10 protein-coding genes are annotated in these 10,046 nt (G+C 52.4%); 1 reads left to right on the plus strand and 9 read right to left on the minus strand.

Annotation, left to right across the window (positions count from 1 at the left end; genetic code table 11):
* Positions 1-29 precede the first annotated feature (29 nt).
* The 9 genes from POTG_RS07610 to POTG_RS07650 all read right to left on the minus strand — a co-directional run bounded on the left by POTG_RS07610 (position 30) and on the right by POTG_RS07650 (position 9,387).
* On the minus strand, positions 30-866 hold the full coding sequence (locus POTG_RS07610; protein ID WP_009224246.1) for a carbohydrate ABC transporter permease: 837 nt from the start codon (positions 864-866) through the stop codon (positions 30-32).
* A 12-nt stretch (positions 867-878) separates the two neighbouring features.
* Positions 879-1,754 (minus strand): carbohydrate ABC transporter permease, encoded by an 876-nt coding sequence (locus tag POTG_RS07615; RefSeq protein ID WP_009224247.1) that lies wholly within the window; start codon positions 1,752-1,754, stop codon positions 879-881.
* A gap of 111 nt (positions 1,755-1,865) precedes the next feature.
* Positions 1,866-3,194 carry an extracellular solute-binding protein gene (locus POTG_RS07620; protein ID WP_036644652.1) on the minus strand — a complete coding sequence of 443 codons (1,329 nt, stop codon included), beginning with the start codon at positions 3,192-3,194 and terminating at the stop codon, positions 1,866-1,868.
* A gap of 281 nt (positions 3,195-3,475) precedes the next feature.
* On the minus strand, positions 3,476-4,495 hold the full coding sequence (locus tag POTG_RS07625) for a glycosidase (RefSeq protein WP_009224249.1): 1,020 nt from the start codon (positions 4,493-4,495) through the stop codon (positions 3,476-3,478).
* Between the two features lie 204 nt (positions 4,496-4,699).
* Positions 4,700-5,422, minus strand: coding sequence for a GntR family transcriptional regulator (locus POTG_RS07630; protein ID WP_009224250.1), 723 nt, complete (start codon positions 5,420-5,422; stop codon positions 4,700-4,702).
* Between the two features lie 11 nt (positions 5,423-5,433).
* A complete protein-coding gene (locus POTG_RS07635; protein WP_009224251.1) occupies positions 5,434-6,456 on the minus strand; it encodes a sugar kinase in 1,023 nt (340 codons plus the stop codon).
* Complete coding sequence (gene dagF / locus POTG_RS07640; protein ID WP_009224252.1) at positions 6,449-7,204, minus strand: 2-dehydro-3-deoxy-phosphogluconate aldolase; 756 nt, start codon at positions 7,202-7,204, stop codon at positions 6,449-6,451. Before dagF ends, POTG_RS07635 begins: the two co-directional genes overlap by 8 nt.
* A 1-nt stretch (position 7,205) precedes the next feature.
* Positions 7,206-8,309, minus strand: a complete 1,104-nt coding sequence (locus POTG_RS07645; RefSeq protein WP_009224253.1) for a DgaE family pyridoxal phosphate-dependent ammonia lyase — start codon at positions 8,307-8,309, stop codon at positions 7,206-7,208.
* Complete coding sequence (locus POTG_RS07650; RefSeq protein WP_036644780.1) at positions 8,275-9,387, minus strand: amidohydrolase/deacetylase family metallohydrolase; 1,113 nt, start codon at positions 9,385-9,387, stop codon at positions 8,275-8,277. Before POTG_RS07650 ends, POTG_RS07645 begins: the two co-directional genes overlap by 35 nt.
* Before the next feature lie 367 nt (positions 9,388-9,754).
* Here POTG_RS07650 and POTG_RS24705 point away from each other — a divergent pair, with 367 nt between their 5' ends.
* Positions 9,755-9,868: a putative holin-like toxin gene (locus POTG_RS24705; protein WP_232282255.1), complete on the plus strand. Its 114-nt coding sequence runs from the start codon at positions 9,755-9,757 to the stop codon at positions 9,866-9,868.
* Positions 9,869-10,046: the final 178 nt, after the last annotated feature.

The raw sequence follows: 10,046 nt of genomic DNA on the forward strand, positions 1-10,046 counted from the left end.
TCCGGTCATGATGCCTATGAGAACCTCGGTTACCCTTTGACAGCCCCTGCCGTCATGCCGGTAACCAGTTGTTTTTGCAGTAATAAATAGAAGATAATGATCGGAATCAGCGCCATCGTCAGCGCTGCCATTTGCAACGTAAGACTCGCCGTTTCGATGCCGACGAAGTTGGCCAAGCCAAGCGGCAGCGTCTTGAGCTCCGACGAGCTGATTAATACCAATGCGAACAAATATTCATTCCAGTTATAGATAAAGTTGAGGATGATAACGGTAGCCATTGCAGGTCTTGTAATGGGGAGGATGATCGACCAGAAGATTCGGAAAATACCCGCGCCATCCATGACGCCCGATTCCTCCAGGTCTTTGGGGAATCCCCGCATGAAGCCCTCCAGAATAATGATCGTTAAAGATAGGTGGAACGCCGTATACGGCAAAATCAACGATAAATGTGTATCCAACAAGTGCAATTTCTGCATGATCAGAAAAATCGGAATCAATGTTGCATGAATCGGCACGAGCATGCCAAGCAGAAATACGCCGTAAGTGATGCCGCGCAGTCGAAATTGAAACCGCGATAGGAAATAGGAGGCCAAGGCTCCTAAAAATACGGTGACTGCTAATGAAGCAAAGGTAACAAACAGACTGTTTAGAAAATACACATTCATATTCGCGACTTGCCACGCTTCTGCGTAGTTGGAAAAATGCAAGGCTTCCGGCAGCGAAAACGGGCTGGCTGCGTATTCCTGTTCATTTTTGAAAGAGTTAACGACCATCCAGAACAGCGGGACTATATTCATGATAGCGAATAGACTTAAAAAAGTGTATGCCAAAATTCGGAAGCCTACTGACTTCATGCTCATGGCCATTCCCTCCTTTCCTTAGGCATCTTTTTCTCGGCCTAGGCGATTAACAATCGAGATCACGATCAAGCTGAACAGCAGGATTAAGATCGCTACTGCGCTGCCGTATCCGTAGCGCATATTCATAAAGGCGCTGTTGCACATATGGATGGTCATGACCTCGGTTTGGTGCGCCGGACCGCCGCCCGTCAAGATCTGAATCAAGTCGAAAACGCGGAAGGAGTTACTGATGCTATAGACAACCCCAACCATCAGCGTACTGCGAATCATCGGGATCGTAATACGGAAGGTGCGTTTCAGCCCGGTGGCCCCATCCAGCTCGGCAGCTTCGTTGACCTCATCGGGAATGTTTTGCAATGCGGCCAGAAAAATAACCATATATAGTCCACAGTTCTGCCAGATATACGCAAGACTGATCGACAGCATGGACCAACGATCGTCACCAAGCCAGTTCTGCTTCCAGCTATCGAGACCCACGATGCCCAGCAGGTTATTTAACATCCCGTATTCCGTGTTATAAACCATGCCCCAAATCAAGGACACCACGACGGAGGAGATGACGACGGGCATAAAGCCTACCGTTCGAAAGAACCCGGAGCCCTTCAGGCCGCGGTTCAGCAACAGTGCGAGCAATAACCCAAGCGGGATTTGGCCGATCAGGCCGGTCACCATAATGATGACGTTATTTTTGACGGACAGCCAGAAGATGTCGTCACCCAGAATCTTCACGAAATTATCCAGACCAACGAACTTCATCGATCCGATGCCGTTCCAGTCCATTAACGAGTAGTACAGCGACACGCCAATCGGTACAATGGCGATCCCCAGATAGATGACCAGGGCAGGTAATAAACCAATAAATATGGCCAGCTTCGCACCTCGTAACGTTTGCATCAGGGGTTCCCTCCTTTATGTCGTAATGTAGATTCAACACCGATGAATGAAGAAAACCCGGGGATCGGGTTTTCTATCACGCATCGATATTGAAGGATCAATTTCAAGAGATCAATTTCGGTAGTTATCCATCGCTTCCTGAACTTCCTTCGCCAGCTCTTCCGGTGTGCCGCGGCCTACGGTCAACGCTTGCAGTCCGTTTTGCAAGACGTCTACTACCTGCGTAGGAATGACACTGTCGAACACCGGCGCGGTTCCGTTACCGGTCAGCGCCAGCATTTCCTTCAGATACGGGCTGGCGTCATCAGGAATTTCCACCTTCGCTGGCACGACAACCCCGTTGCGGATCAGTTCTTTATACAAATCTTCGTTGACGAAAAACTTCAAGAACTCTTCAGCAGCCGCTTTCTTCTTCTCATCTAGGCCGCTCTTAATTGCAATGCCGTATTGCACAATACCTGCGCTCTTCTTCGGATCGCCTTTACCGCCTTCGACACTTGGGAACAAGGCGATGCCAAATTTATCTCCCTCTTCGTTGTTAATCCGCACTCTTGCGTCAACGGTAGCGGAGGAAATATGCATCGCTGCTTTCCCTTGGATCAAGTAGTCCTGGCCTTGAACGGAATCCATGTTGTTGGCATCCGTATTAAAGGCGCCCAGTTTACTCAACTCGTCAATGACCGAAAGAGCTTTTACGAACTCGGGATCGGTAAATTTCGCTTTGCCTTCAAGCACGGCCGGGAGGAAATCACTTCCGGTGAACCGGTCGCCAATGATCGAAATGTAGGACGATTGCAGCGGCCACTGTTCTTTATTGCCGAGAGATATCGGGGTGATGCCCGCGGCTTTCAGTTTTATCACTACATCGATGAATTTATCGTAGGTGTCAGGGAATTGATCATAGCCGACTTGTTTAAACATCTCTTTATTGTAGTAAATGATATCTACGAAGTTTTGTTTGGTTGGGATCGCATATTGTTGTCCGTCCACGTTAAATCCGGAAAGTGCGGCTTCTGGCAAAATCGAACCCCAGTTGTCCATGAGATCGTTGATCGGCTGAAGCAGATTACCGGCAACAAGCGGTGTCAAGTCCGCTCCCGGCCAAACGACGTCGATGTCGGACAGGTTGTTGGCGGCTGCCAGCGTGCGCAGCTTGGTCTTATATTGGGCGGATGGAACGCCATCCTGCTTGATCACGATGTTCGGGTGCGTCTTCTCGAACTCGGCGATCCGCGCTTTGTAGACTTCGTTGTCCACGTTCGGGGAAGTCCAAGGATGCATCATGTTCAAAGTAATCGTTTCCGCTTCGTTTGCGCCGCCGGCGTTGCCGGTGCTGTTACCGCCTGACGCGTTTTCTTTGCCGCAGGCCGCCGCGAACAGCGTCAGCACCGCAACCAAACCGAGCAATACCCATTTCTTGCCTCTGTTTGTTTTGCCCATAATCAACCCTCTTCTCTTGTTATTTTTGATGACTTCCATAAACATAACAGGAGATGAACGCTTTTATTTCGACACCTGTTATATGACTTATTATAAAAGCCAACTCCGATCGACTATATCCCATAAATTTTCGATTATATCCGAAATATTCAGCCGATTTTTAAAGGATATCCTGTCAAACCCGTAAATTCATGTCATATTTTTTCACATAATTTATGGGAAGCGTTTGCAAGTCTTACTCTTTGAAAAACCGCTTTAGTGCGGTTATTCAAAGGCAACCTTTAGTCTTGCGGCTCATTCAGAATATAATCCACGAGTTCATCCAGCGGCACTGTCGCCAGCGCGATCGCGGTATCCGTTACCCCGTAGTAGATGTAGAGCAACCCGTCTTTGACGACATTCCCCGTCGGGAAAATGACGTTTGGAATCTGGTAGCCGAATTTTTCGTAGTACGTTTCCGGCTCCATGATGAAGTTTTTCGTGCGGGCGATGATCTTCTCCGGGTTCTCCAGATCCAGCAGCATAGCCCCCACGCGGTAAACCACCTCGTCGTCCACGCCGTGATAGAGCACGAGCCATCCGCGATCCGTCCGCACCGGCGGCGTCGATCCTCCGATTTTGCGCGATTCCCAAGCCATGTTCTCCGCTTTCGCCAGCAGCTTCGGCTCTTCCCAATGGATTAAATCCTCGGAGTAGGTGATCCACATCGCCGCTTTTTCCGTGCCGTACGCTTCGCCTACGTATTCCTCCGGCCGCCGCAGCAGCACGAACTTGCCGTTAATCTTCTCGGGGAACAGGATGTTGTCGCGGTCATTGATGTCCAGCGGCGTCGTGTCGGCGACGAATTCCCAGTCGATCAGGTTCTTGGAGGCAAGGATGGATGAACGCGTCAACCAATGGCCTTCCTGCTCGCCCCATCCGTCCGGGTATTTCGGAATCGAACGCTCTGGAACGCCTCGTCCCGTCGGATAGTAGCTCATTGCACATGGACGCAGCGCATAGTTCATATAAAACGTATCGTCGATTTTAACGATCCGCGGGTCCTGCACGCTGCCGTACGGGAACCCCAGCATGTCCGGCGTAACGATGGGCTCGTCCTTTACGTGGGTGAAATGGACACCGTCTTCGCTTTCCAACAACCCCAGGTAGTTTTTGCACGGTGTCAGCGATCCCGCCGTCCGTTCGATCATATAAAATTTGCCGTTATCGATGATCACCGCCGGGTTGAATACGGTTACTTTTCTCCATTCAAAACCGCCCGGTACCACAATTGGATTTTCCGGATGTCTCGTGATCTTCATCTGCGCTCCTCCTCCTAAACCCCTATAACAATCTAGATATAAAAATCTGTATTGTTATTATAGCCCCGGCGTTCTGGCGGAAATATCCCATAAACTTTCGAAAACATCTGAATAATTTCTGATCATTTTTTTCGCATAAAAAATCCCCAGGTCGTTGCATTTAGAGCAACAATCTGGGGTCTGATGTTCATTCGAGCAGCCGCGTTATGCGTCATAATCAACGATGTAACTTTGCAGCTCCGTATTATAGTAGCCGATGCTATATTCGGCCAGTCTTCCTTGGACATCCCGCGAATAACGCGAACGCTTGAGCACGGGCACCCCGTCGGCTAACCGCAAAAACTGCTTTGCCTCGGCTGGCGGAAGCGACACCGCGAACTCGTCCCTCAGCTTGTCCAGCGATACGCCCCACTCCTCCAGAACTTCATAGAGCGAATGGTCGCGGAAATCTTCAAGCTCCGGTTCCGAGGGTTCTTTCCAAGGGGCGGCCAAATAATGCTCGTAAAAAATATACGGCTCACCGTCGAGATAATACGCACGTTCCAGCTTCAAGCAACGCTCCCCGAACAGCTGGTGAAGCTCGGAGCCCGCCTCGTTGCGCACCGTCTCAGCGCGAAGCCACTCCTTGCGGATCTGATGGCTTTCCTCCACCAGAATCTCCGTGAAGTGCTTCCATTTCGACCACTTGGAGGCGGCTTTATTGCGGATCACTTTGGTGCCTTTGCCGCTGCCCTTCTCCAGATAGCCTTCCTGGACGAGCTCCTGAATCGCACCGCGGACGGTGATTTTACTGACAGCAAACTCCTGCTCCAGCTGAGGCTCAGAAGGGATATTCGAACCTAGCGGGTATACGCCGTGTAAGATACGTTCCTTCAAGATGTTTTTGATTTGTAAATATAACGGTCTATCTTTGCGGGACAACATCACGAACCTGTTCCCTACCTTTCCACATCGCCAGCGGCGGATTGCTCCATCGCCCGAAGGATTTCGGCCTCCGTCGCCATCGGGGTATCGCCCGGCACGGTATGGGCCAGCATGCCCGCTGCCGCCGCAAACCGGACAGTCTTCTCCAGGGCAAAGCCCTGCAACTCCCCATGGATAATCCCGCTCGCAAAAGCGTCTCCTGCCCCTATTCTATCATAGACGGAGAACGTGAGCTGATCAGAGAACGCAAAACGTTCCCCCTTGTACAGAAATCCGCGCAGCGAATGCGTATTGTTGCTGTGGATTTGGCGGTGCGTTCCGGCAATTACGGAAATGCCGTAGTTTGCTGCCACGGCCGGAATCAGCTCCTTCAGCTGCTCCTCCCGGTCCTGTTGGTCCGTGGCCATTCCCAAGGTCAGCAGCGCGTCTTTTTCATTCATCATCACGATGTCCGCCAACCGCAGCATCGCTTCATAATGCGGTTTCGCCTGGGCATATCCGCCTTCTCCCCAAAGGGACGGCCGGTAGTTGCAATCAAAAATCACCCTGCCCCCCTGCCGCTTAACCGCTTCGGCGAGCGCCTTCATGTGGGATCGTACGCCGTCGTTCATTGCCAGCGTAATCCCGTCGAAATGGATCGCCTCCATGCTGGCGGCGATGTTTTCGAAATCGTAGGTTCCTTCCGGCGCGGTGTTAAAGCTACTGTCCAACCGGTTCGAGTATGTGACGCGGCTGGGACGCACACCAAAGCCGTTCTCCAAAAAGTACATGCCTACGTACTTGCCTCCCCGGACAACGTGGGCGGTGTCAATGCCCAGCTTGCGTAGATAGGCGACGGCGGCATCGCCCAGCGGATTATCCGGCAACCGCGTAACCAGTGCACCAACATGCCCATAGCGGGATAAGGCCGACACCACATTTACTCCGGTACCTGAAAAAGAATACTTCAACGTATCCGCCTGCGCTAACGTCTCGTACCCCGGGACCTGCAGACGCATCATCACTTCACCGAAGGCTGCTATGCGGCGGTTAGGCATAAGCATCCGCCAGCTGTTTCATGATTTTGGTCAGCTGCAGCACGTCTTCGGTGCGGGTGTAACCGGTCTCCTTGTCGATGATCGAGGTATATACGTGCGGAATGACCTGCGGTACGCCGGATTCCAAGGCAATGCGCAGGATCGGCTCGAAATTGTCCAGGTCGATTCCACCGGTCGGCTCCAGCGCAAAATTTTCCTTCGCACAAGCAGCCGCCACCGCGCGAAGCTCTTCTTCGCGGCTTAAGCCTTGCATCGGGAAATATTTAAGCGCGTTGCCGCCCATATCACGCACCAGCGCGATCGCCGCTTCAACCGGAACGATCGCCGGCTTCTCCTGGGCGGCGCTGGCCGGGCCGGTGGAGATGTTCACGTATCCCGGTTGCCCTGTCGGGGATACCAGGCTGTTGATCCAGCTGTCTTGCCCGCCAAGATTCGCCCGGGTCGCCCCAACAGCCGGGAACACCTGATTGATGTGGCTGCCGGCATAACGCTTGGCGATCTCGGCAACAACTGCCGCTTGGCGATTATCGCCGGCGCCAAGGCCAATCGACACCGCATCGTCGATTTCTCGGCCGTATGCTTGCATCGCTGTTACGGCTTCCTCAACAGTAGGGTAGTCCTTGGAAAGGACCCCAACGAGAACATGACCTTCCGCGGCTTCGAACACTGCCTTGGCGTTCGCAATATCTTTAGCTAGTACGTTGAGGGCTACCCGATTTTTATAAAAACGTTTTGCGATTTGCGACATCTTAACGTCCTCCTGCCAATTCGCGAATTTTTGCCGCAATGATCTGGATATCGTCCCCCATCAGCGGGCGAGGATCGATATCAAAATACCCTTGTCTAACTCCATAATCCCGGGTGTAAATGGCAATTTCGCCGGTTTGCAGCGCATGTACCATCTCCTTCGCCGTCATTCCGGCTTGCTGCGGGTCGACCTGCACCCGGGCCCGGTAAATCGCTCGCCCGGCTTCGTCCTGCACGATGGAGACCCGGATTCCCGGGAGCTCACTCAACGGCATCAAGGTCTGCAAAGCCTCTTTCTCGCGCTCGCTGTTGTCTGGTTTGACGGCGTATTCGTCCAGAGCTTGCAGCAGACCAAAGGTCGTTTCCTTGCCCACCTTCATGCTCCGACCAATGCCGTGCAGCTGTACCTTCACCCATTCGATGTACGTGCGTTTTCCGGCAACGATACCGGAGGTCGGGCCCTCGATCGCCTTGGAGCCGCTGTAAATGGCCAGGTCGGAGAACTTCACGTATTTTTGCAGATCCTCCTCCGCCGCTGCGTCGACGATCATCGGTATTTGATTCCGTTTCGCGACCTCCCACGCCTCTTCGACGGAGATCATGTTCTTCTGCACGGCGTGGTGCGATTTCACATATAGAATCGCCGCGGTTCTGTCGCCGATCGCGTCTTCGATGTGCTCGGCCCGCCCTTCGTTAGCGTAGCCAACCTCAACCAGCTTGCCGCCGCCGAGGTACACCATCGTTTCCACGGGAGCGCCGTACTGCACGTTGTGGCCCTTCAGCATAATGATTTCGTTACGGGGGATTTCCTCCTGATGCAGACGTAAGCTTTTACGCCGGTCGCCCTGCGTCACAATCGCCGCTACCGACAAAGCGATGCCGCTGGAGGCCGAGTTTACGACCACCGCCGCCTCCGATCCCACGTGCTTGGCGACATAGTCTCCCGCCTTGTCAACGAGGTCGGCGATTTCGACGTAGCTTTGGCCGCCGCGCTTCATCGCTTCCATCACCGTGTCACTTGGCGCGGATACACCAAGGATGCTCATCCGCCCGCTGGCGTTGATCACGCGCTTAAGCCCGTACTTTGCATTCAATGAATTTTCCATGGACGATCACTCCTTTAGCTTCGATACGGCGGTTCGAGACGCGCCGTTCTCCTTCCGAATCAACGAGTTCCACAGGTTCTTCCTTAACGGCAAACAACGTTAAATGGGCCGGGTCCCCGACCTGTATACGGCCAAGCTCTTCTCGGCCCAGCCATTGTGCGGCACGAGTGGTTACCGCAGCAATAACTTCTTCAAGCGGATAACCGAGATAGAGGAATTTGCTTAACACATTGGCCATACTGTACACCGGACCGTTCAGCCGGTTCCCCCGGTAGATGTCGGTGCTGATCGTGTCGGGGTGGATCCCTTGTCGCTTCGCCGCCTCGGCCACCCGAAACGAGAAGCTCGCCGTGCCATGGCCCACATCAAGATGCACCCCTCGGCCGATCGCCTCGGTTAACACCGGGAGCGGTTCGCCCGCTTCGTCAAACAAATTGTTCGCTTTACCGTTGAGATAATGGGTAATGATATCTTTTCGTTGCAACAGCGGAATGACCTCCCTGATATCGGGCGGCGCCGATCCGATATGCACCATAAGCGGCATTCCTGTCTCAAGCGACAGCTCCCGCGAGATGCGCAGCGGAGTGACCCCGTTTTCGCGGACTACGCTTTGGCTGATTCGCGCTTTCAGGCCAACGATGGAGTCGCGATAATCGGCGAGCGCGGCCTTCAGGAGCTCACGGTCGATCCAAGCTAATTCAGACAGCTCGTCGATGCGTTTCAGACCGATCCGCGAGATGTTCAAAAAAGCCAGCAAATTGGTCTCCGCCCGCTTGCCGCTGGCCACAAGATCGCCAATCCGGTCCGCGCCGCAGCTGCCAGCGTCCACGATCGTCGTGACGCCTTGCTTCACGCCGATCTCATCAATTTCATCGCCATACGGGTCGAATTCCGGAAACGCGTGGACATGCATATCGATCCAACCGCTGGACACGTATAGGTCGGTCCCATCCCATTCCCGATCGCCGCGAGCCTGACCGGCTCCAGTGATCTCAGCGATGATGCCGTCCTCGATAACGATGTCGATCTCTTCCCCGTTAACTCTTTTGAGATGGCGGTAAACGACTCTTTCCTTCATCATAGCTCGCCTCTTTTTAATGGATCGTTGTCATGCCTGCCTCCGATTGGATTTAGCATAACACGGAATTTCGCTCTTGAGAATATAACGTTATAATGTTTTGCTGTTGCATTTCTCTTACGCTTAATTTAATCTTAACCTCCCGGGAGTTCATGAAATATCCCACGAAATTACGATAATATCCGAAAAAGTTGTAAATTTACACTGTGCATTAAGCAAAAAAACCCCCGTATCACTTTGCAAGTGACCGGGGGATTCTAGTAATTCGCAGCTTTTATACTAACTCTACCAAATATGGTATAATAGTCCTGACAACAGAAGGCTTAGATGGGTGGTCGGCTAGTCTCCCCGATGGGAGGTGATGCCTGTGGAGGTTAAAGACGCACTGTCTCTGATGATCCAATTCGGAGCGCTATTAATAGCACTCATCGGTTTGGTCATTACGATCGTAGCTACGTCAAACCAAAACAAAAAGAAATAGACCCCCCATTTGTGGTAGGTAAGGGTCTATTCCTTTTACCAACTACAGCCGACCGCTCTTCAAAGCGGCTGTTGTTAGAGTGAAGATGTTCCCGCATCTTCACTCTTTATTTTATGGAGATTATTTGCTTTCATTCTATCACAAAGAAAAACGTATTGACAATGCACCTACCAACCAT

Source organism: Paenibacillus sp. oral taxon 786 str. D14, assembly GCF_000159955.1.
Classification (GTDB): Bacteria; Bacillota; Bacilli; order Paenibacillales; family Paenibacillaceae; genus Fontibacillus; species Fontibacillus phoenicis.

Excerpts from the sequence above, each read along its gene's own strand:
- POTG_RS07615 (WP_009224247.1), bottom strand. The coding sequence starts at position 1,754 with ATGCAAACGTTACGAGGTGCGAAGCTGGCCATATTTATTGGTTTATTA.
- dagF (WP_009224252.1), bottom strand. The coding sequence starts at position 7,204 with ATGTCGCAAATCGCAAAACGTTTTTATAAAAATCGGGTAGCCCTCAAC.
- POTG_RS07625 (WP_009224249.1), bottom strand. The coding sequence starts at position 4,495 with ATGAAGATCACGAGACATCCGGAAAATCCAATTGTGGTACCGGGCGGT.
- POTG_RS07635 (WP_009224251.1), bottom strand. The coding sequence starts at position 6,456 with ATGCCTAACCGCCGCATAGCAGCCTTCGGTGAAGTGATGATGCGTCTG.
- POTG_RS07650 (WP_036644780.1), bottom strand. The coding sequence starts at position 9,387 with ATGAAGGAAAGAGTCGTTTACCGCCATCTCAAAAGAGTTAACGGGGAA.
- POTG_RS07620 (WP_036644652.1), bottom strand. The coding sequence starts at position 3,194 with ATGGGCAAAACAAACAGAGGCAAGAAATGGGTATTGCTCGGTTTGGTT.
- POTG_RS07645 (WP_009224253.1), bottom strand. The coding sequence starts at position 8,309 with ATGGAAAATTCATTGAATGCAAAGTACGGGCTTAAGCGCGTGATCAAC.
- POTG_RS07610 (WP_009224246.1), bottom strand. The coding sequence starts at position 866 with ATGGCCATGAGCATGAAGTCAGTAGGCTTCCGAATTTTGGCATACACT.